This window comes from Nonomuraea composti (assembly GCF_012034275.1).
GTDB classification, from domain to species: domain Bacteria; phylum Actinomycetota; class Actinomycetes; order Streptosporangiales; family Streptosporangiaceae; genus Nonomuraea; species Nonomuraea composti.
Genome location: NZ_JAATEP010000021.1, coordinates 167,100 through 187,801 on the forward strand (window position 1 = coordinate 167,100; position 20,702 = coordinate 187,801).

The 20,702-nt window shown below is 69.3% G+C and carries 19 protein-coding genes and 1 other RNA gene; 14 read left to right on the forward strand and 6 right to left on the reverse strand.

The features are described from left to right. Nucleotides 1-61: 61 nt before the first annotated feature. The 3 genes from HCN51_RS28305 to HCN51_RS28315 form a co-directional block, all read right to left on the reverse strand. Nucleotides 62-895 (reverse strand): hypothetical protein, encoded by an 834-nt coding sequence (locus HCN51_RS28305; RefSeq protein WP_168013257.1) that lies wholly within the window; start codon nucleotides 893-895, stop codon nucleotides 62-64. A 72-nt stretch (nucleotides 896-967) separates the two neighbouring features. Beyond that, on the reverse strand, nucleotides 968-2,446 hold the full coding sequence (locus HCN51_RS28310) for a DUF1996 domain-containing protein (protein WP_240973320.1): 1,479 nt from the start codon (nucleotides 2,444-2,446) through the stop codon (nucleotides 968-970). After that, nucleotides 2,443-3,090 carry a DUF4142 domain-containing protein gene (locus HCN51_RS28315; protein ID WP_080042823.1) on the reverse strand — a complete coding sequence of 216 codons (648 nt, stop codon included), beginning with the start codon at nucleotides 3,088-3,090 and terminating at the stop codon, nucleotides 2,443-2,445. The genes HCN51_RS28310 and HCN51_RS28315 overlap by 4 nt, the downstream gene beginning before the upstream one ends. 108 nt (nucleotides 3,091-3,198) lie before the next feature. Here HCN51_RS28315 and HCN51_RS28320 point away from each other — a divergent pair, with 108 nt between their 5' ends. The 4 genes from HCN51_RS28320 (at nucleotide 3,199) to HCN51_RS28335 (ending at nucleotide 9,754) form a co-directional block, all read left to right on the forward strand. Beyond that, the gene (locus HCN51_RS28320) at nucleotides 3,199-3,753 is read left to right on the forward strand and encodes a sigma-70 family RNA polymerase sigma factor (protein ID WP_206067967.1); all 555 of its coding nucleotides are present in this window, start codon (nucleotides 3,199-3,201) and stop codon (nucleotides 3,751-3,753) included. Continuing rightward, nucleotides 3,753-3,953, forward strand: a complete 201-nt coding sequence (locus HCN51_RS28325) for an anti-sigma factor family protein (RefSeq protein ID WP_080042822.1) — start codon at nucleotides 3,753-3,755, stop codon at nucleotides 3,951-3,953. The genes HCN51_RS28320 and HCN51_RS28325 overlap by 1 nt, the downstream gene beginning before the upstream one ends. Before the next feature lie 85 nt (nucleotides 3,954-4,038). Continuing rightward, complete coding sequence (locus HCN51_RS28330) at nucleotides 4,039-4,842, forward strand: tryptophan 2,3-dioxygenase (RefSeq protein WP_346433828.1); 804 nt, start codon at nucleotides 4,039-4,041, stop codon at nucleotides 4,840-4,842. A gap of 37 nt (nucleotides 4,843-4,879) precedes the next feature. Then, nucleotides 4,880-9,754 carry an NAD-glutamate dehydrogenase gene (locus tag HCN51_RS28335; RefSeq protein WP_168013258.1) on the forward strand — a complete coding sequence of 1,625 codons (4,875 nt, stop codon included), beginning with the start codon at nucleotides 4,880-4,882 and terminating at the stop codon, nucleotides 9,752-9,754. Between the two features lie 215 nt (nucleotides 9,755-9,969). Here HCN51_RS28335 and HCN51_RS28340 read toward each other — a convergent pair whose 3' ends face one another. The 3 genes from HCN51_RS28340 to HCN51_RS28350 are packed head-to-tail and all read right to left on the reverse strand — an operon-like array spanning nucleotide 9,970 to nucleotide 11,741. Further along, nucleotides 9,970-10,452 carry a Clp protease N-terminal domain-containing protein gene (locus tag HCN51_RS28340; RefSeq protein WP_168013259.1) on the reverse strand — a complete coding sequence of 161 codons (483 nt, stop codon included), beginning with the start codon at nucleotides 10,450-10,452 and terminating at the stop codon, nucleotides 9,970-9,972. Beyond that, nucleotides 10,449-10,670, reverse strand: a complete 222-nt coding sequence (locus HCN51_RS28345; protein WP_080042819.1) for a helix-turn-helix domain-containing protein — start codon at nucleotides 10,668-10,670, stop codon at nucleotides 10,449-10,451. Before HCN51_RS28345 ends, HCN51_RS28340 begins: the two co-directional genes overlap by 4 nt. Nucleotides 10,671-10,715: 45 nt before the next feature. After that, nucleotides 10,716-11,741 carry a DUF8094 domain-containing protein gene (locus HCN51_RS28350; RefSeq protein WP_168013261.1) on the reverse strand — a complete coding sequence of 342 codons (1,026 nt, stop codon included), beginning with the start codon at nucleotides 11,739-11,741 and terminating at the stop codon, nucleotides 10,716-10,718. 47 nt (nucleotides 11,742-11,788) lie between these two features. On the opposite strand from HCN51_RS28350, the gene prfB reads away from it, so the two are divergent. The 10 genes from prfB to HCN51_RS28405 all read left to right on the forward strand — a co-directional run. Next, complete coding sequence (gene prfB / locus HCN51_RS28355) at nucleotides 11,789-12,904, forward strand: peptide chain release factor 2 (protein WP_080042817.1); 1,116 nt, start codon at nucleotides 11,789-11,791, stop codon at nucleotides 12,902-12,904. A 422-nt stretch (nucleotides 12,905-13,326) separates the two neighbouring features. Continuing rightward, complete coding sequence (ftsE, locus tag HCN51_RS28365) at nucleotides 13,327-14,016, forward strand: cell division ATP-binding protein FtsE (protein ID WP_043620538.1); 690 nt, start codon at nucleotides 13,327-13,329, stop codon at nucleotides 14,014-14,016. 20 nt (nucleotides 14,017-14,036) lie between these two features. Then, on the forward strand, nucleotides 14,037-14,936 hold the full coding sequence (gene ftsX / locus HCN51_RS28370; protein WP_080042815.1) for a permease-like cell division protein FtsX: 900 nt from the start codon (nucleotides 14,037-14,039) through the stop codon (nucleotides 14,934-14,936). Between the two features lie 47 nt (nucleotides 14,937-14,983). After that, the gene (smpB, locus tag HCN51_RS28375) at nucleotides 14,984-15,451 is read left to right on the forward strand and encodes an SsrA-binding protein SmpB (RefSeq protein WP_168013273.1); all 468 of its coding nucleotides are present in this window, start codon (nucleotides 14,984-14,986) and stop codon (nucleotides 15,449-15,451) included. A gap of 19 nt (nucleotides 15,452-15,470) precedes the next feature. Then, nucleotides 15,471-17,327: a penicillin-binding transpeptidase domain-containing protein gene (locus HCN51_RS28380; protein ID WP_168013275.1), complete on the forward strand. Its 1,857-nt coding sequence runs from the start codon at nucleotides 15,471-15,473 to the stop codon at nucleotides 17,325-17,327. Between the two features lie 315 nt (nucleotides 17,328-17,642). Next, nucleotides 17,643-18,026, forward strand: a transfer-messenger RNA (tmRNA) gene (ssrA, locus tag HCN51_RS28385). A 172-nt stretch (nucleotides 18,027-18,198) separates the two neighbouring features. Beyond that, entirely contained in the window at nucleotides 18,199-18,600 is a 402-nt protein-coding gene (locus HCN51_RS28390; RefSeq protein WP_168013277.1) for a YbaB/EbfC family nucleoid-associated protein, read from the forward strand. 31 nt (nucleotides 18,601-18,631) lie between these two features. Then, on the forward strand, nucleotides 18,632-18,979 hold the full coding sequence (locus HCN51_RS28395; protein ID WP_168013279.1) for a hypothetical protein: 348 nt from the start codon (nucleotides 18,632-18,634) through the stop codon (nucleotides 18,977-18,979). Next, nucleotides 18,976-20,079, forward strand: a complete 1,104-nt coding sequence (locus HCN51_RS28400) for a hypothetical protein (protein ID WP_168013281.1) — start codon at nucleotides 18,976-18,978, stop codon at nucleotides 20,077-20,079. The genes HCN51_RS28395 and HCN51_RS28400 overlap by 4 nt, the downstream gene beginning before the upstream one ends. A gap of 151 nt (nucleotides 20,080-20,230) precedes the next feature. Continuing rightward, nucleotides 20,231-20,702, forward strand: a 472-nt coding sequence (locus HCN51_RS28405) for a hypothetical protein (RefSeq protein WP_206067968.1), incomplete at its 3' end; no start/stop codon positions are given.

Consider the following 20,702-nt stretch of genomic DNA (forward strand, 5'->3'; position numbering starts at 1 on the left):
CACCCGTGGCACTCTGGCCGGAATCACAGTCGCTCCTTGGGACGTGCGGGCAGGACGGTGGTCATCCTGCCTCCCGGTATCTGCGGCGGGCCTCGGCGAGGCTCACGGGCGCCTTGACGGCTGCCGCCCCGGCCGCGACCGGAGCCTTCTGCGCGACCTTTTGCGGGCGTTCTGCGGGCACGCCCACGGCGGCGGGAGCGGTCACCGCCGGCCCGACGACCTGTTCGGGTACGATCGGCGGCCGCCGCAGCGTCGCCAGCACGCGGACGACCAGCGCGCCGCCGACCGCCGCCATGCTGGCCACGTACGACCAGGCCACCCAGCCGGCCGGCGGGCGGCCGGCCGTCAGTCCGTGCATGATGCCGACCGGCCAGGCCAGGTACGCGGCGGAGTGGAGGATCCGCCACATCCACGGCCTGGTCCGCGTCGCGAACCGCCCCCTGAGCATTCCCGTCACCACTGCCACGACCATCAGGTCGAAGGCCAGGGTGCCGAGCCCCACGTAGACCCCGGCGATCGGCACGACCGCGGCCCCCGCCGGCACGTGCCCGAGACTGATCATGAGGGTGATGTGCGTGATCAGGTACGCCAGCCCGATGAGCGCGGTGGCCTTGTGGGCGAGCTGTGCCCTGACCCGGTTGGCCGGTGACAGGAAGACACGTTCGGTGGTGAGCAGGCCGAGCGCGACGGTCGCGGTCAGCAGCACCAGGGCGAACACGCCCGCGTAGAACTCGAGGAAGCCGACCCCTCGGCCGAGCAGCGCGATCCCGCGTTCCGTCCTGGTCAGCGCGAACACTGACAGCACGACGGCGGCGACGGAGGCGCTGGCCCCCAGCCGGACGTTCCTGGTGTCCAGCAAGGTGGGGGCGTGCCTGGGGTGTCGTCTGTGGAGCATCTATTTCCCTCCAAGGTCGGGTGAGGGTGCGACTCGGAGAGCTGCGTTGCCCTTGAGGGGCGAACGGTCAGGTCAGCAACGGCGTCCGCGGTTGATGCATGAGACGACGAACTGCATCAGCCGGTCGGGCATCACGTTGGCGAAGTCGGCGTGGTCGGTGACCGGGTTGTGCTTCTGTTCGGGGAAGGCGTCCACGGCGTACGAGGGACCCTGCGGCACGGTGTACGCGAGTGTCATGCGTAGCTGCGGAATCGCCCTGGTGCCCTGGGGGCAGGCACCACCCTGGCCGGGGAAGACCACGTGCGTGCGGTGATTGGCGCTGTCGGTGTTCTGACCGTCCCAGCAGCTGGGGAAGTCCAGAATACGGAGGACCTGGCTGCCGCGCGGGCAAAGCGTGTATTTGTCGGGACTTATGCGATTTTGGAATCCCGAGCAGCTCCAGCCGGCCTTGGCGTTGGCCGCGCCGTTCGTGGCCGCCTTGGCGTCACCGGTGATGATCCGCAGGAACCTCGGCATCGCGACCACCCGGGAGGCGGCGTTCCCGCGGAACTGCAGCGTCACCGAGCGGGCCCGCAGCACCTGGCCCACGTTCCCGTCCGGGTCGTCGACGTTCTGGTCCACCTTGCGGTCCCTGAGCACGGGCCAGAAGTACGTCGACCTGTCGTTCAACCGGCAGGTCGTGCCCGCCGCCGCCAGGCTCTCGTCGGTGGAGAACGCGTCCGTCGACACGTTGCCCACGTAGTCGTGCAGGTGGTGCGCGCCGTTGCTCACGCCCGGGGCGACGATGAAGTTGTCCGGGTTGTTGTGGCCGTTACGGTTGGTGCCGCACTGGGAGACGAACGTGCCGCGCGAGCCGTTCCGGCCGGTGCGCGCGTTGTCGTTCACCGGCGCGACCTGGCGGATGTCCACGAAGTCCTCCGGGAACGGGCCCAGGTCGGCGCACTCCTCCTCGCCGGCGCCCGTACCGGTGGGCGAGGGCGAGGCGGTCGGTGAGGCTGTGGGGGAGGCGGTGGGGGAGGCGCTCTGTGTCGGCCGGCCGCCGTTCCCGCCGCGTCGGCGCGAGAACGTGTTCGCGCTCTCCTCCGGCGTGGCCTGGGGGTCGTTCGCCTGCTCACCGTTCCCGGAGTCGCCGTTCCCGGAGTCGCCGTTCCCGGAGTCGGCGGACTCGGAGCTGGTGGACTCGGGGGGCTGCGCGGGGTCGAGCAGCGCGATGCCGCCACCCTGCGGAGCCTGCTGGTCTTGCTGCTGGCCCTGCTGGCCCTGCTGGTCGTTCTGCTGGCCCTGCTGGTCCTGTTGCTGGCCCTGCTGGTCCTGCTGCTGCCCCTGATCCTCCTGCTGCCCCTGCTGGTCGTTCTGCTGGTCCTGCTGCCGGCCCTGGTTCCGGTTGCGGTTCTGCTGCTGGGTCTGGCTCGCCTGAGGTGACTGACCGGCCTCCGCCGGATCGCAGTGGTCGGCCAGAACCGGGCCGACGCCGATGACGGCCGCCGACACCAGGCCACCCGCGACCACCGCCATGGTGGTCACGGCCGCGGCCATGCGTCTGGATCTCATGATGTCTGTCTCCTCTTTTCGACCGCCAGTGCGACGGGTGGAGCGGGTGAGGGCGCCGGCGGCTCGGGCAACTGGTTGTGGTCGACCAGACCGGTGGACTCCAGGTAACTCATGTGGCGCATCACGTAGTTGATGCCTTCCTGGGCGAACTTCCTGATCTCGGAGTTGCGCGTCCCGGCCCGTACGCCCGCCACGACGGTGAAGACCTTGCCGTGCGCGGCACGCAACAGGTTCGCGAAGTCCTTGTCGAAGGCGGGACCGCTCTCGGCCGCGAGCTGCGCCATCCAGCTCTGCTGGTCGGCGTTGGGCTCGTCGGGCAGTGCCACGCCGAGCTTCTTCGCGGTCTGGCGGGTGATCAGGTCGAGATCCTTGTGCTCTTCCATGATCAGCTTGCCGACTTCCTTGACACGCTGGGACTCGGCGCGGGTCTGGGCGTACTCGCCGGCGGGCATCTCCCAGAGGCCCGCCTGACGCACCTTGATCAGCAGATCGCGGTCGGCGGCCGTGAGCGGCCCCGACGAGGTCTGCGTCCACTGGGCGGCCGCGGGATCGATCGCCGGCGGCATGACCAGCGCGATCGTCACGGCGGCGGCCAGAACGAAGCCGCCGAGCATGAACAACTCGCCGCGCAAAAGCCTGTGCATGGTCGGAGGTACGCGGCAGTACCGGGCCAGGTTCACGCATGGCCGGGAATAGTTAGAAATGACTGGAGTTATCGGAGTGGCTACCGCTTGGATAACGAAGGTGTAAAGATGTGCCCCGTGCTAGGTCACCTCGACGGCAGGTTCGAGAGTGCGGATGCCGAGGCGGAGCATCGCATCGCGGTGCTTTACCAGGAGTTCGGCGGCCCTCTGCTGCGCCACGTACGCAAATCAACAGGTAACGACCTTCAGTGGGCTGAAGACGTCGTGCAGGAGACGATCGTCAGAGCTTGGCGTAACTCGGCAAGACTGCAATGGGAACCGAGCCTCATCTGGGCGTGGCTGCTGACAGTGGCCCGCCGCATAGTCATTGATGGTCGTCGGCGGAAGAGCGTCCGGCCGCAGGAGGTCGAGCCGCCCGAAGTCGACATGATGTCGGTGCCCGATGGATCGGAGCGCGCCTTATCGGCGATGGTCGTCGCGGACGCGCTGCGGTCCCTGTCTGAAGAACACCGCGAAGTCATTGAGCAGACCTACCTTCGAGACCGTACGATAAGTGAAGCGGCGGAGATTCTGGGGATCCCGCCGGGCACGGTGAAGTCCCGGCTCTACTACGGGATCCGGGCTCTCCGCGAGCTGCTGCGGGACAAGGGGGTAGCCGGCTGATGCATGACGGGGTGGCCGCCTACGTCCTCGGCGTCCTCGATGAGGAGGAGCACGAGGCGTTCGAACGCCACCTCGACACGTGTGAGCAGTGCCAGGCGGAGCTCATCGAGCTGGCCGAGCTGCCGGAGCAGCTCGACGAGCTCAAGAACGACCCCTCCTCGACCTCCGGTGACGACCCCCCTATGTCGATGTCACGTTGACGTCCATCCCCTTTTCGGGTGGTATCGATAGGGCAAGGCGTCACGCCCGGCTCCGCGTGGCCGGGCGATCAGGGGGAGGTGTTCGGTGGGCATCGACGGTGATGCGCCCGGTCCCCCGCGCCGGCAGTTCGGCGAGGAAGGCGGTCTGCTGTCCTACGGCGGCTACCTTCGCCTGCCCGAGCTCCTCGCTCAGCAGCGGCCGCAGTCGCAGGCTCCCGACGAGCTGCTCTTCATCACCATCCACCAGGTCTACGAGCTGTGGTTCAAGCTGCTGCTCCACGAGCTGGAGGGCGCGCGCGAGGCCATGTTCGCAGGTGAGCTGTGGCAGGCCAGGCACCTGTTCAGGCGGGTGCACGCGGTCGAGCGGGTGCTGATCGAGCAGGTCGACGTCCTGGAGACCATGACGCCCCAGGACTTCATGGCCTTCCGCGCCAATCTGGCACCCGCGAGCGGGTTCCAGTCGGTGCAGTTCCGCGAGCTGGAGTTCCTGTCCGGGCTGCGGGACGAGCGCTATCTCAGCTCGTTCCGGCACATCTCGGAGGAGGAGCTGGCCCGGCTGCGCCGCAGGCTCGCCGAGCCGACGCTGTGGGATGCTTATCTGACAGCCCTCTCCCGGCGTGGCCTGCCGGTCTCCGACAAGGAGATCATGTCCTCGCTGCTGGCCGTGGCGAGAAACCGCGGGTCCTACGACGACCTGTGGCAACTGGCCGAAGACCTGCTGACGCACGACGAGACCGCCGCTCTGTGGCGGATGCGTCACGTTCAGATGGTCGAACGCCAGATCGGCACCAAGTCGGGCACAGGCGGCTCGACCGGTGCCCCCTACCTGCGCGGTAGGACCCGCCTGCACTACTTCCCACTGCTGTGGGAACTTAGGGCCTGGCTGTGAACACGTTGGCGAACCCTCACAAAGGAGTGAGAGCACGATGCCGCTCGACGAGGCCAAGGACGAGCTGCTCCAGCGAGCCGCCGAGAGTTGCGCGGTGGGCAGTGAGCATGTGAGCCCCGAGGAGGCACTGTCCTTCCTGCGGTTCTACTACCGGCATGTCGCCCCTGAGGACCTGCTCGACCGCAACCCCGTTGACGTGTACGGCCCCGCGATGTCGCAGAGGCAGCTCGCCGAGGTCCGCCCCCAGGGCAGGGCCGTGGTCCGGGCCTACACCCCCACCCTCGACGAGAACGGTTGGGACCCCGGTCACTCCGTGGTCGAGGTGGTCACCGACGACATGCCGTTCCTGGTCGACTCGGTGACGATGGAGCTCGACCGGCACGACCTCGGCGTGCACCTGGTGGTCCACCCGCAGATGCGGGTGCGCCGCGACATGACGGGCCGGATGCTCGGCCGCGGCCAGGAGGACGTCACCGGCCAGATGCTGGTGGAGTCGTGGATCCACATCGAGATCGACCGCCAGTCCGATCCCGCCGCGCTCAAGGAGATCGAGGCCGACCTGCAGCGGGTGCTCACCGACGTGCGCCACGCGGTGGAGGACTTCAGGAAGATGCGGGCGCTGGCCGTGCAGACGGCCGAGGACCTGAGCATGAACCCGCCGCCGCTGGAGCCGGCCGAGGTCGAGGACAGCATCGACCTGCTGCGCTGGCTCGCCGACGGGCACTTCACCTTCCTCGGCTACCGCGAGTACCGCCTGGAGGACACCGACGAGGGCGAGACGCTGCGCGCGCTGCCCGGGGCCGCGCTGGGCATCCTGCGCGACGACAAGGTGGGCTCGGGCAGCTTCGCGGCGCTGCCCGCCGAGGTGCGGGCCAAGGCGCGCGAGAAGCAGCTCATGATCATCACGAAGGCCAACTCCAGGGCCACCGTGCACCGGGCCACCTACCTCGACTACATCGGGGTCAAGCTGTTCTCGCCGGAGGGCGAGGTGATCGGGGAGCGGCGCTTCCTCGGCCTGTTCACGCACGTCGCCTACAACGAGTCGATCTCCCGCATCCCCGTGCTGCGGCGCAAGCTGGCCGGGGTGCTCGGCGAGGCCGGGCTGGCGCCCGACAGCCACGACGGCAAGGACCTCATCGAGATTTTGGAGACGTTCCCGCGCGATGAGCTGTTCCAGACCTCGGTCGACCAGCTCCTGCCGATCGCGATGGGCGTGCTGCGGCTGCGCGAGCGCAAGCAGGTCAAGCTGTTCCTGCGACGCGACGACTACGGCCGCTACATCTCCTGCCTGATCTACCTGCCGCGCGACCGCTACACCACCAAGGTGCGGCTGAAGATGCAGGAGGTGCTGCTCAAGGCGCTCGGCGGCAGGTCGCTCGACTACAGCGCGATGATCGGCGAGTCGGTGCTGGCCCGGCTGCACGTGGTCGTCAGGGGCGAGCGCGGCAAGCCGCTGCCGCCGCCGAGCGTGGACGTGGAGGAGCTGGAGGCGCGCCTGGCCGCCCTGACCCGCTCCTGGGAGGACGACCTGGCCGCCGCGCTGACCGAGATGACCTCCGAGGAGGAGGCCCCGACGCTCATCCGGCGCTACGCCTCCGCCTTCCCCGAGGGGTACAAAGCCGACTTCCCGCCCAAGGTGGCGGTGGTGGACCTGCGGCGGCTGGAGCAGCTCGTCGAGGCGGGCGACGGCGAGCAGGTCGACATCAACCTCTACGAGCCGTACGACGCCACCGAGGGGGAGCGGCGCCTGAAGATCTACAAGGTCGGCTCGCCCATCTCGCTGTCCCAGGCGCTGCCGCTGATCCAGCGGCTCGGGGTCGAGGTCGTGGACGAGCGGCCGTACGAGATCGACCGCGACAACGACCCCAGCACCAAGAACGCCTGGATCTACGACTTCGGCCTGCGCTACACGCCGTCGGAGGAGGTCGACAGGAACGACTTCAAGCGGCTCTTCCAGGACGGCCTGGCCGCCCTGTGGAAGGGGCGGGTCCAGGACGACGACTTCAACGCGCTGATCCTGCGCGGCGGCCTCACCTGGGAGCAGGTGGAGATCCTGCGGGTCTACGCCAAGTACCTGCGGCAGGCCGGGAGCACGTTCTCGCAGCCGTACATGGAGCGGGTGCTGCGCGACAACGTGCGGGTGGCGCGGCTGCTGGTGCGCCTGTTCGAGGCCAAGCTCGACCCGCGGCGGGGCGAGGACGTGCGGGTGGACCTCGTCGAGGCGCTCAACGAGGAGATCCTGCGCTCGCTGGACGAGGTGGCCTCGCTGGACGAGGACCGCATCCTGCGGGCGTACCTGGAGATGATCCAGGCGACATTGCGCACCAACTACTTCCAGACGGTGGATGGAGAGCGCAAACCGTACATTTCTCTCAAATTCGACCCGCAGGCCATCAGCGTGCTGCCGCTGCCGCGGCCGAAGTTCGAGATATTTGTGTATTCGCCCCGGGTCGAGGGCGTTCATCTCCGCTTCGGGAAAGTGGCGCGCGGCGGGTTGCGGTGGTCGGACCGGATGGAGGACTTCCGCACGGAGATTCTCGGTCTGGTCAAGGCGCAGATGGTGAAAAATACCGTTATTGTGCCGACTGGGTCTAAGGGTGGATTTGTCGTTAAGCGTCCGCCCAAGTCCGGTTCGCGGGAGGAGCTGCTCGCCGAGGGCGTGGCCTGCTACCGCATGTTCATCTCCGGGCTGCTCGACATCACCGACAACCTCGTGGACGGCAAGGTCGTGCCGCCGCCCGACGTCGTCCGGCACGACGGCGACGACACCTACCTCGTCGTCGCCGCCGACAAGGGCACCGCGACCTTCTCCGACATCGCCAACAGCGTGGCCAAGGAGTACGGCTTCTGGCTCGGCGACGCCTTCGCCTCCGGCGGCTCCATCGGCTACGACCACAAGGCCATGGGCATCACCGCGCGCGGCGCCTGGGAGTCCGTCCGCTACCACTTCCGCACCATGGGCGTGGACGTCCAGACGACCGACTTCACCGTGGCCGGCATCGGCGACATGTCGGGCGACGTGTTCGGCAACGGCATGCTCCTGTCAGAGCACATCCGGCTGGTCGCCGCGTTCGACCACCGGCACATCTTCGTGGACCCCACGCCCGACGCGGCCCGCTCCTTCGCCGAGCGGCAGCGGCTGTTCGAGCTGCCGCGCAGCTCGTGGGAGGACTACGACGCCAAGCTGATCTCCGCGGGCGGCGGCGTCTTCCCGCGCACGGCCAAGTCCATCCAGATCACGCCCCAGATGCGCGAAGCGCTCGGCATCCCGTCCGGCATCGCGTCCATGGCGCCGAACGACCTGATCAGCGCCATCCTCAAGGCCCCCGTCGACCTGCTGTGGAACGGCGGCATCGGCACCTACGTCAAGTCCACCACCGAGTCCCACGCCGACGTCGGCGACAAGGCCAACGACGTGCTCCGGGTCAACGCCTCCGACCTGCGCTGCAAGGTCGTCGGCGAGGGCGGCAACCTCGGCTTCACCCAGCTCGCCCGCATCGAGTTCGCGCTCAACGGCGGCCTGGTCAACACCGACTTCATCGACAACTCCGCCGGCGTCGACACCTCCGACCACGAGGTGAACATCAAGATCCTGCTCGACCAGGTCGTCCGCGACGGCGAGCTGACCGACAAGCAGCGCAACCAGGTCTTCACCTCCATGACCGACGAGGTGGCCGACCTCGTGCTGCGCGACAACTACGCCCAGAACGTCGTCCTCGACGCCGCCCGTACGCAGGCCGTCGAGATGCTCCACATCCACGCCCGCTACCTGCGCAAGCTGGAGCGCGACGGGCTGGTCAACCGGGAGCTGGAGTTCCTGCCCTCGGACAAGACGCTGGCCGAGCGGCGCCAGGCCAGGCTCGGGCTGACCGCGCCCGAGTTCTCCGTGCTGCTCGCCTACACCAAGCTGGTCGCCGACGCCGAGCTGCTCGGCTCCGACCTGCCCGACGACCCCTACCTCGCCTCGTGGCTGGTCTCCTACTTCCCGTCGGCGCTGCGCGAGCGGTTCCGCACGTACATGGACGAGCACCCGCTGCGGCGCGAGATCATCACCACCCGCGTGGTGAACGAGCTGGTCAACTCGGCGGGCACCACCTTCATGTTCCGCTTCGGCGAGGAGACCGGCGCCTCCACGCCCGACATCGTGCGGGCGTACCTGGTCGCGCGGGAGGTCTTCGACCTGCCCAGCTTCTACCGGGCCGTGGAGGAGCTGGACAACCAGGTCGACACCGGCACGCAGATCGCCATGCTGCTGGAGGCCCGCAAGCTGGCCGAGCGCGGCACCCGGTGGCTGCTGGTCAACCGGCGCCCGCCGCTCGACCTGGCCGGCTCCGTGAGCTTCTTCGTCAAGGGCGTCAACGGGCTGCTCGCCCACATCCCGAAGCTCGTGACGGGGCCCGACCTGGCCGCCTACGAGGAGCGGCGCGACTCCTACGTGGCGCGCGGGGTGCCGCAGGAGCTGGCCGAGCGGGTGGCCGGGATGGTGCCGGCGTACTCGACGCTGGACCTCGTGGAGATCGCGTCGCTGACGGGACGGCCGGTCAGTGAGGTCGCCGAGGTCTACTTCGACCTGGCCGACCGGCTGCAGCTCGCCCGGCTGCGGGAGCGCGTCATCGCGCTGCCCCGCGACAACCGGTGGAACTCGATCGCCCGCTCCGCGCTGCGCGACGACCTGTACGCGGCGCACGCCTCGCTCACGCGCGACGTGCTCGCCCACAGCAAGCCGGGGCTGCCGCCGGAGGAGCGGCTGGCGCGGTGGACGGAGGCGAACTCGGCGGCGGTGGCGCGGGCGCGCCAGACGCTGTCGGAGATCTGGGAGAGCGACCACTTCGACCTCGCCACCCTCTCCGTCGCCCTCCGCGCCATCCGCACCCTCGTTGCTGCCAGCAATCTCCCCCATACGGAGGCATAAGAGCTTTTTGCTTTACGCGGTGCCGTGGTCAGCCAACCGCCGTCTTCGGCGGGCGGCTGTCCAGGGAAACGGCCTCTGACCGGTCAGTGGCGCGCCGCCGTTACGGCGCGCACTGCCGGCCGGGTTCCGTGGCCGAGCAACAGCCGTGGAGCTTCTGGGGCGGTCGCGTGGCGCCACGCGGACCCTCCGGTGCCGGCAGGGCGCCCGTGCGGCCGTCACCAGCCGGCCGTTGAGGCGGCCTCTTTTGCCCTTTCCGCCAGGTCCTCCCGGTTCACGCCGGCCAGGGTCAGGGCGCGGGGGACCGTGCCCAGTTCGGCCTCCAGGATGCCCAGCAGGAGGTGGGCGGGGCGCAGGTCGCGTTTGCGAGGGGCGTGGAAGAAGCCGCGTTCGAGGGCGAGGCGGGCCGAGGCGCCCAGGCCGATCCGGCGGTCGGGGTCGGGGGTGGGGCTGGGCAGGACGAAGGCGGCGGGGGAGACACCGACGGTGCTCAGGCTGTGCTCGAACTCGCGGTCCAGCGCGGCCCTGATGGCCGCCCGGTCGAGCCCGGCCGCCGCCAGGACCGTGCTGGGCGCGGAGTCCTGCTGGGCGGCGAGGCCGAGCAGGAGGTGGTGGGCCTCGATGGCGGCGGAGCCGTCCTGGCGCGCCTCGGCCTCGCCCTGCCTGATGACCGCGTCGAGGTAGTGGTCGATCGCGCTCACGTGCGCCTCCTCAGCGTGACCCCGGCCGCGATGAGCCGTTTGGCGTGCTTCTTGTGGACCGCCTGCCGCGTGATGCCCAGCGCCTCGGCGACCTGGGGCCAGCTCCAGCCCGCCCGCATGGCCTGCTCGACGGCGGCGTCCTCCAGTTGGTCGGCCAGGCGGCGCAGCGCGACCACGGCCGCGAGCGCGTCGGCGGGGTCCTCGGGAACGTCCGGCATGTAAGCAACCGTAGTTGACTAATGCTGGTGGGTCAACGACGGCGGCTACTCACCGGAGGCCCGCGTGAGCGCCCCGTCGTGGGCGACCACCTGCGCCGCGGCCGGCGCCGTGAGAGGCGGGACGGCGGAGGCGTACTGGTGGACCTCCGTGAGCCGGAGGTTGAGGCGCACGGTCGGGTCGGTGATCGCCCAGCTCGCCTGCGGCGGCACGGGGATCTTGAAGGTCTTGTTCGCCATGTTCTTGGTGGTGCTGGTGCGCGTCAGCGAGTACTGGATCAGGGCGCCGCCGCCCTCGGTGCGCAGCGCGTAGACCGGGTAGTTGTCGGCGCTGAAGATCGAGTCGTAGCTCAGCTCGGCGCCCTTGGCGTCGAGCCGCAGGTCGGCGATCTGCTCCGCCACGTCCGTCGTGTAGGGGCCGGGCGCGAGCAGGCCCGCGGTGACGCCCGACTTGCCCGTCTCGGCCACGCTGGCGTGCACGGGGCCCATGAACTGCGGGCTGATCGTGATGGTCTTGTCGTCGGCCGGCACGCTGGAGGCGTAGCCGTCGGCGTCGAGCTTGATCTTCGGCAGGGTCTGCCCCGGCACGAGCTGGGCGGCGGAGCTGAGCCGCCAGCGGTCGGACTTGGCGAAGGTCAGCAGCGTCGGCCGCCCGTCGCGGGTCGCCAGCGCGCTGAACCAGGGCGCCCGCTCGCCCTGGGCGAACCTCGGCACGTAGAGCGTCGGCGCGCCCCACTGGCGGCGCGGCGGCTTGGAGCCGGTGGAGACGTAGGCGGCCTGGGTGAGCGGCCACTGCCCGCCCGTGGTGATGTCGCTGGCCTGCGTCAGCCTGCCCTCGAACGTGCTCGTCCAGTTTTCGCCCCGCAGGGAGTTGTCGGTGACGGTGAAGGCGGTGAACTCGTCGGCCGCCTCCTGCAGCGTCACCTCGGGCTCGTCGGGCGACGGCGACGGGGCCGCGGTGACGGCGGCGGCGGGCGTGGTGGCGGTCGGCCGGGCATCGCCCGAGCAGGCGGTCACCGCGGCGAGCAGGCCGGCGGCGAGCGCCAGCAGACCACGCCGACCGTATGCACGCACCTCGCCATGTTATTCGGGCCCGCGAGGGTCGCGTACCCTAGGGAGACGTGGCAGGCATCGATCCGGCAGAAGAGATCAACGAGCTCCGGGGCACGCTCCGCAGCATCCAGGACGTGCTCGACCTCGACGCGATGCGCAAGCAGATCGCGGAGCTGGAGCAGCAGGTTGCCGCGCCCGACCTCTGGGACGACCCCGAGCAGGCCCAGAAGGTCACCAGCAAGCTCTCCCACCTCCAGGGCGAGCTCAACCGTGTGGAGGGCGTCGCGCGGCGCCTCGACGACCTCACGGTCCTCTACGAGCTGGCGGCGGAGGAGAGCGACGACGACACGCGCGCCGAGGCCGACAAGGAGCTGGAGGGGCTGAAGTCCGACATCGGCGCCCTCGAGGTCCGCACGCTGCTCTCGGGCGAATACGACGCGCGCGAGGCGCTCGTCACGATCAACTCCCAGGCCGGCGGCGTCGACGCGGCCGACTGGGCCGAGATGCTGCTGCGCATGTACCTGCGCTACGCCGAGCGCAAGGGCTACCCCACCGAGGTCTACGACACCTCCTACGCGGAGGAGGCCGGCATCAAGTCGGCCACGTTCACGATCAAGGCCCCCTACGCCTACGGCACGCTGCGCGGCGAGCACGGCACCCACCGGCTGGTCCGCATCAGCCCGTTCGACAACCAGGGCAGGCGGCAGACCTCGTTCGCCGGCGTCGACATCGTGCCGGTCGTCGAGCAGACCGACCACATCGACATCAACGAAGACGAGATCCGCGTCGACGTCTACCGCTCCAGCGGCCCCGGCGGCCAGGGCGTCAACACCACCGACTCGGCCGTGCGCATCACGCACCTGCCGACCGGCATCGTGGTCTCCTGCCAGAACGAGCGCTCGCAGCTGCAGAACCGCGCGACGGCCATGAACGTCCTTCAGGCCAAGCTGCTGGAGCGCAAGCGGCAGGAGGAGGCCGAGAAGATGTCGGAGCTGCGCGGCGCCACCACCACGTCGTGGGGCACGCAGATCCGCAACTACGTGCTGCACCCGTACCAGATCGTGAAGGACCTGCGCACGGGCACCGAGGCGGGAAACCCGTCGGCGGTCCTCGACGGCGACCTCGACGAGTTCATCGAGTCGGAGATCCGCTGGATGCGGCGCCAGGAGTCGGGCGCCGAGTAAGACCCGGCCGAGTATGACCCGGGGCGGGTCAGGAGCCGAGCAGGTGCTGGGCCGCGAGGCTCAGCAGGAGCAGGGCGACGAGGAGAAGGGCGATGAGGGCGGGTGACAGCCCGGCGAAGCCGTGCTGGTGCATCCGCTCCCGATTGGCACGGCAGAGGGGGCAGCGCCCCTCGACCACGGGGTGAGCGCACTGCGCGCATACGAGGTGTTCACAACTCATGACAGCCCCAAGTCTAGCCGCACAATCGTTTTGTTTCCGTTATGGACGTTCCATGCCAGTCTTCCCCCTAGACTGTCGTCTGGCCAATCGGAACGTCGATCATCAGTAAAGTCAACGCCCCCGATCGGCCGGTGGCGGGAAGTGGGCATGTGCCACCCTCGCTTCCGTCCTGACCCCTAGACTGGCATGCCGTGATGCTCTCGTGATCCATTTCGATAATGTCACCAAGGTCTACGCGAACCAGAACCGGCCCGCCCTCGACCACGTATCCGTTGACGTGGACAAGGGCGAGTTCGTGTTCCTCGTCGGTCCCTCGGGATCAGGCAAGTCGACGTTCCTGCGTCTGATCCTGAAGGAGGAGCGGCCCAACTCCGGCGCGATCCACGTCGCCGGCAAAGACCTGGCCCGCCTCTCCAACTTCAAGGTGCCGCACCTGCGCCGCCGCATCGGCTGCGTCTTCCAGGACTTCAGGCTGCTCCCCAACAAGAACGTCTACGAGAACGTGGCGTTCGCCCTCGAGGTCATCGGCAAGCCCCGGCGGTTCATCCGCAAGGTGGTGCCCGAGGTCGTCGAGCTGGTCGGCCTGGAGGGCAAGGCCCACCGCATGCCCGACGAGCTGTCCGGCGGCGAGCAGCAGCGCGTCGCCATGGCCCGCGCGTTCGTCAACAGGCCGATGATCCTGCTGGCCGACGAGCCCACGGGCAACATCGACCCCGCGACGAGCATCGGCATCATGAAGGTGCTCGACCGCATCAACAGGACTGGCACCACGGTCGTCATGGCCACGCACGACGCGGCCATCGTCGACTCCATGCGTAAGCGTGTCGTGGAGCTGGAGGACGGCAAGATCGTCCGTGACCAGTCGCGTGGCGTGTACGGCCAGGCGTACTGACAGGGAGCTGCAGACAAGACATGCGGGCGAATTTCATCTTCTCCGAGGTCTGGATCGGCCTCCGTCGCAACCTGACCATGACGATCGCCGTGGTCATCACGGTGGCGGTCAGCATGGCGCTGCTCGGCGTCGGTCTGATGATCAACAGCCAGGTCGGGCTGATGAAGGGCTACTGGAACGACAAGGTCGAAATCTCGGTCTTCCTCTGCAAGAAGGGGACGGCCATGCCGGCCTGCAACGGCAAGGCGATCACGCCCGCGCAGACCAAGGCGCTCCAGGAGCACATCCAGAACACCCCCGGTGTCAAGGGAGTGATCTTCGAGGACGAGGCGGCCGCGTACGAGAACTTCAAGCAGTCGTTCTCGTCGAACAAGGCCCTCGTCGACGCGACCAAGGTCGAGGATCTGCCCCAGTCGTTCCGGATCAGCCTGAAGGACCCCGACAACTACCAGCCCGTCATCGACGCGATGAAGGGCCAGCCCGGCGTGGCGCAGGTGATGGACCAGAAGCAGCTCATCTCGCCGTTCTTCAACCTGCTGAACACGCTGGCGTTCGCGGCGCTCTCGGTGGCCGTCGTGCTGGTGCTGGCGGCCGCCCTGCTGATCGGCAACACGGTGCGGCTGTCGGCGTTCAACCGGCGCAGGGAGACGGGCATCATGCGGCTGGTCGGCGCCTCCAACCTCTACATCCAGCTCCCGTTCGTCATGGAGGGCGTCATCGCCGGCCTGGTGGGCGGGGTGTTCGCCGCGGTCATCCTGATCCTGGCGAAGGTGTTCCTGTTCGACGAGGTCGTCAACTTCTTCGGTACGGGGCTCGGCTGGAACGACCTGGCCCAGACGATCACGCTCACTATGATCATCGGTGTCGTGATCTGTATCCTGGCCTCGTTCGTGACGCTGCGCCGCTACCTCAGGGTGTAGGGATGCGCTTGGGTCGTGACCGCCCCGGTCGCCGGTAAAGTCGAAGCATGCCACGTGAGACCGGGCGGAAGGTCATCGCCCAGAACAAACGTGCTCGGCACGACTACCACGTCGAGGACACTTTCGAGGCGGGTCTCGTGCTGCAGGGCACCGAGGTGAAGTCGCTACGCGAAGGCCGCGCCTCGCTCGTCGACGGCTACGCCAGCATCGACGGCGGCGAAGCGTGGCTGCTCAACGTCCACATTCCCGAATACTCCCAGGGCACGTGGACCAACCACGCGGCGCGCCGCAAGCGCAAGCTGCTGCTGCACCGCAAGGAGATCGAGAAGCTCGCCGCCAAGACGAAGGAGGGCGGGCTCACGATCGTGCCGCTGACGCTCTACTTCAAGGACGGCCGGGCCAAGGTCGAGATCGCCCTGGCCCGGGGCAAGAAAGACTGGGACAAGCGGCAGTCGCTGGCGGAGCAGCAGGCCAAGCGGGAGATGGCCCGGGCAATGCGGCACCGCAACCGATGAGAGTGTGACACCGCAACCGATGAGACGCGCCCGCCGCACCCTCGCCGCGACCGTCACCCTGGCGGTCGCGTGCACCACGCTGACCGGCTGCTTCGAGGAGCCGTCACCGCACGACGCGGTGCGTGACTTCCTCGTGGGCTGGCAGACCGAGGACTACGACCTGGCCGCCGGCCGCACCGACGGCGACGTGGCGACGGTGCGCAAGGCGCTGGCCGACGCCAAGCTGGAGCTCGACGCGGCCTCGTTCCGCTTCAAGATCACGAGCATCAGCATGACCGGCGACGAGTCCAGGGCCGACTTCCACGCCGAGGTCGACCTGGGGGAGAACAACCCCCTGTGGCAGTACGAAAGCGTGCTGCCGCTGCACCTGGTCGACGGCTCGTGGAAGGTGCGCTGGTCGCCCTCGGTGCTGCACCCGCAGCTCAAGGAGGGGCAGCGGTTCGCGGTCGACACCGAGCCCAAGCCGCGCCAGCCGGTGGTCGACCGCGACAACGACCCGTTGCAAAGCGACACCGTCCTCTACGTCGCGGGCGTCTACCCCAACCGGCTCGGCGACCGGGCCGAAGAGGTGGTCGCCCAGCTGTCCGAGGTCACCGGCTACGCCCAAGACCGGCTGCTGAGCCGGGTCAGGTCCTCGCCGCCCGACAAGTTCGTGCAGCTCGTCACGTTCGGGCGCTCGCGCTACCAGTCGATGCAGGCGAAGCTGTCGGCCATCGACGGCATCGAGGTGCAGCCGCAGAAGCAGCCCGTCGATCCCGACGCGCCGCGCCAGATCGTGGGCAGCGTCAGCGCGCTCACGCCCGAGACCGAGCAGAAGCTCGGCGGCCCGCAGCGGGCCGGCGACTCCGTGGGCCGCAACGGCCTGCAGCAGGCCTACCAGAACTACCTGACCGGCTCCACCGCCACCAAGGTCATCACCCTCGACCTCAAGACCGGCCGCCAGGTCGCCGAGCTCAAGGCGTGGCCCGGCCGCCAGAACGTCTCGGTCAAGACCACCATCGACCGGGCCATGCAGGCCGCGGCCGAGCAGGCGGTGGCCGACACCGAGACCAGCGCGCTGGTCGCCGTGCAGCGCGACACCGGCGAGATCCTCGCGGTCAGCACCAAGGGCCTGCACCAGGAGCGCGACGCGCTGGCCGGCAAGTTTCCGGCCGGCACGGCGTTCTCGATCGTGGCCGCCGACGCGCTGCTCAAGAAGGGCGTCAGCGCCAAGCAGAAGCTGGCCTGCCCGCAGGAGCGCACGGTCGGCGGGGCCAGGTTCGTGCACGCGGGCCAGTCCACGGGCGTCACGACGTCCGCCACCTTCCAGGAGAACTTCGCCAGGGGCTGCGTGACCGCGCTGGCCTCGCTGGCCCGCCGCGTCACGGCCGACGACCTCGCCCGCAGCGCCAAGGCGTTCGGCGTGGGGTTGCCGTGGCGGCTGCCGCTCAAGTCGTTCAGCGGGGCGCTGCCCGAGCTGTCCAGCGACGCCGACAAGGCCAGGGCCATCGCGGGCCAGAACGTCGAGATGAGCCCGCTCAGCATGGCCCTGGTGGCCGCGGCGGTGGGCTCGGGCACGTGGCGGCCGCCGGTGCTGGTCACCGAGCCCAGGTCGCCCGACCCGTCCGACGAGGCGAAGCCGATCGTCCAGCCGGCCCCCGTGCCGATGGACCCGAAGGTGCGCACGACGCTGATGGCCATGATGCGCTCCGGCGCGGCCGGCACGCCCGCGCAGGCGGGCAAGGGCCGGGTCTACGGCGTCAGGGCCTCGGCGGGCAACCAGCAAGGCTGGTTCGTCGGCTGGCAGGGCGATGTCGCGATCGCCGTCCTGACGAAGAACTACGACCCGGCGGCCGTCGCCGGCAGCTTCTTCGCGGGCCTTCGCACCTCTCCGTGAAAATGTCGCGACGCTGAGCAACCATTCGCGGGCCCGGCTGCGTCTTATCTAATGACTGGGCCCGCTCGGGGGGTTGCGGTTCCAGTCGCCGTGATGAGATCAGGACTTCATCTCGGGGGAAGTCCTGCCGTCCGGACCGGCTCGACCCTGCCGGTCGGCCCCCGGGAGCGCGTGCCGCTGTGCCACGCTCCCGGGGGTTTCGCCATGCCGCCCGACACCCGGAATTAAGTTGGCGTTGAGGGTGTTGTCCCATGTACATTCATCAATGCGCGAGCCTCGCCCCCATCTCGGCGAGGGCGTGTTGACAACTGCACAGGGGGTGACTGGCTTCGACTTTGACCTTGCAAGCCAGGTGAAGCGGGCCGAGGACTGCGGACATAACCTCGTTAATCCTGTGACCGCAAACAACAAGTGCCAATTCTAAGAGCACTGTGGCGGCCAGGGACTCCCTGGCCCTCGCTGCCTAAGTAGCGAAGCCACTGTCAGCCCGGGAGTGCCTTCGGCCCGGTGTCTGGCATCGCCAGAAGGCTCAACCGATCGACCCGGCCACGGGGGAGATCGGGAAACCAAACAGTGGCTGAGCCCGTCGGCGACTCGCCTGCGTGATCGCCGGGGCTGAGAAAAGCACAGCAGGCTGCGCCCGGAGAAGCCCTGACTTGGGGTTGAAGGACGCGGGTTCGATTCCCGCCACCTCCACGTGAGCAAACCGCCTCTGACCTGCCGTACTCCGGCAGGCGGGGGCGGTTTTCGCGTTTACCGGCCGGTTCGCCCCGGGAACCGGGGGTGAACCGTGGGCGAACTTTCAAGATCGGCCACGGGTGGCGCCATGCCCTTCTGCTTGGATCTCTATGGCCGAAAACTGCCATCGAGCATGACCGAAAGCGAGGAGCCCATGGCACCCCCCGACGAGGCCGACTTCCTGGACCGGTTCGCCGAGCTGCGGGAGGTCGCGGCGGCGGCGAACGGCCTGGTCAAGGTGGAGGTCGACGGGACCAGCGACCTCGTGGGGCTGACCATCGACCCCAGGGCCATGCGGCTGCCGTCCGAGGAGCTGGCCGCGGCGGTGAAGGAGGCGTTCGGGCGGGCGCGGGCCGCCGCGCAGGAGCGGGCGATGCAGGCCGTTCCCGATGCCCTGCGGCAGGAGACGTCGGAGCTGACCGCGTTGCTGAAGGACATCGAGGCCGATGCGCGCGGCAACATGAACGAGATCCTCGTCGCGGCGGGCGAGCTGACCGCGCGCCTGGACCGGCTGATGCGGGACGGCCTGCGGTGACGGGGCCGGCGGGCGCGGCGGGAGGGCGTCGATGAGCGACGGCAGCGGTGGCGGGATCCGGGTCGTGCGCGGCAGCCGGGTCGTGTCGGCGAGCCGGCTCAAGGAGCAGGCGGACGGCCTGGAGCGGGCGCTGAACGGGGCACTCGGCCGGGCCGCGGACGCGGGAGGCGCCGGGGCGGCGCCCGAGCGGCCGGGGGCGGAGTTCGACGTCGAGTTCGCGGGGCTCACCGAGCTGGCGCGCGGCGCGTTCGCGGCCACGGCGGCGACGTTGCGCGACCACGCCGCGAAGGCCGAGGCGGCGGAGCGGAACTACACCCACGCCGAGCAGGGCGGCGTCGAGACGGCCGAGCGCGTACGAGCCCGCCTGGAGGAGCTGTGAGCTGGGAACTCCCCTCGGGGCTGCGGGCCGTCCACGGGCTGGTCGCGTCGGACGCCCCCTGGCCGCGCGCCGACGAGACGCGGCGCCTCGACGGGGCCGGCTCCTGGATGGACCTCGCCGCCGCCACGCAGGGCGGCCGCACGGAGTCGGCCTCGGCCGTCTCCCAGGTACGGGCGTCCGGCAACCACTCCGGCGACCTGTCCGTCTTCGAGAGCGCCTGGAGTGGCACGGACGCGCGGATGGGCGACGGGGCGCTGGCCAACGCCCTGGTCGGCACCGGGACGACCGCCGTCGTGGTGCTGCGCACCGTGTGGAAGTACGTCGTCGTCCTCAGCCTCATCGCCCTGCTGCTGTCCATCATCCGGGCGTTCGCGCTGGGGCCGGCGCTGGGCGCGCTCTTCACCCGGATGCGTGTCATGGGCACGCGCAAGGCGCTCCAGGTCACCCTCGCCCAGATCGAGCGGAACATCGCCGGCAACGCCGTCGCCGCTCTGCGGCTCGCGAAGCGGATGCTGGCCCGCGGCCTCATCGTGCCCGGCCTCCAGACGGCCCTCGTGGTGGCCGACACGCTCGCCCTCGACCCGTTCGACGACAACTCACGCGCCCGCGAGGAGGCCGAGCACGTGCTCCGCCAGACGCCCGAGGGGCGGGCGGCGCTCGCGTACGCGAAGGAGCACGGCATCACCACCCTGTACCAGAGCGGGCAGAACATCTACGCCTCCGACTACGACCGCGGCCTCAACGTCATCCGCATCGGCGGCGCCGACTGGTCCACCCCGGAGGCTCTGGCGGGGGAGTTCGTCCGGCAGGTCGAGATCGCCAAGAGCCGCTGGAGCCCCAGCCCGCTCGGCACCTCCCTGGACGAGTACACCGAGGCCCGGAGCCGGGAGGAGGAGGCGGCCAACCGGGCGGCCTACCGGATGGGGGCCCAGCTCGGCTACGAGCAGGACGCCCGCGCCACCTACGGTGCGAACGACTTCACCTCCTATGGGGCTGACTCTGGGGATGTGTACGGGGAGCATGAGAACGGGCTGGAGCAGGCCATCCTCGACGGCCCCTTCAAACTCTTCAACGACGGGCCCCTCGACTTCACCCGCTGACGACGGTCGCTCCGGCGTCGCGGGCCGAGGCGGCGATGTGCGACTGTTTGTCAGCGGTGAGTAACAGATCTGCCACTCTGTCACCAAAGATTGCTCTACGTGTGCTTAGGTGTTGCTTTGACAATCCATGTGTCCTAAGTGGGGTTGAAGCGTGTCAAGGTACGACTGGCGTCACTCGGCGTTCGCGCCTTTGGCGGGGTTGCTGGTGTCCGGGGTGTTGCTGGTGGCCGGGGCGGTGGGGGCACTGCTGAGGCTGGTGGGGGCGGCGACGGCGCCCGCGGCGGCCGAGCTCGTGGTGACGCTCGTCATCGCCGTGTTCATCACCACCGTGCTGCGGATCGTCAGGGCCGTGCCGGACATCCGGCGGGAGCGGGGGGCGACGGCGCGGGCGGTGGCGAACATCGGGTCGGTGAAGCCCGGTGAGGACACGCTGGTCGGGCGGCGGCTCAAGCTGTTCAAGGAGGCGGCCGAGGCGGGGAGCGACTGCGAGGCCGTGCTGAGCGCCCGCTCCGCTCTGGACGAAGGGGAGATGGCCAACAAGCATCATCTCGATCACGCGCTGATCTGGGCGTTGCCGGTGTTCGGGTTCATCGGCACGGCGCTGACCATGGCGGCGATGGTGG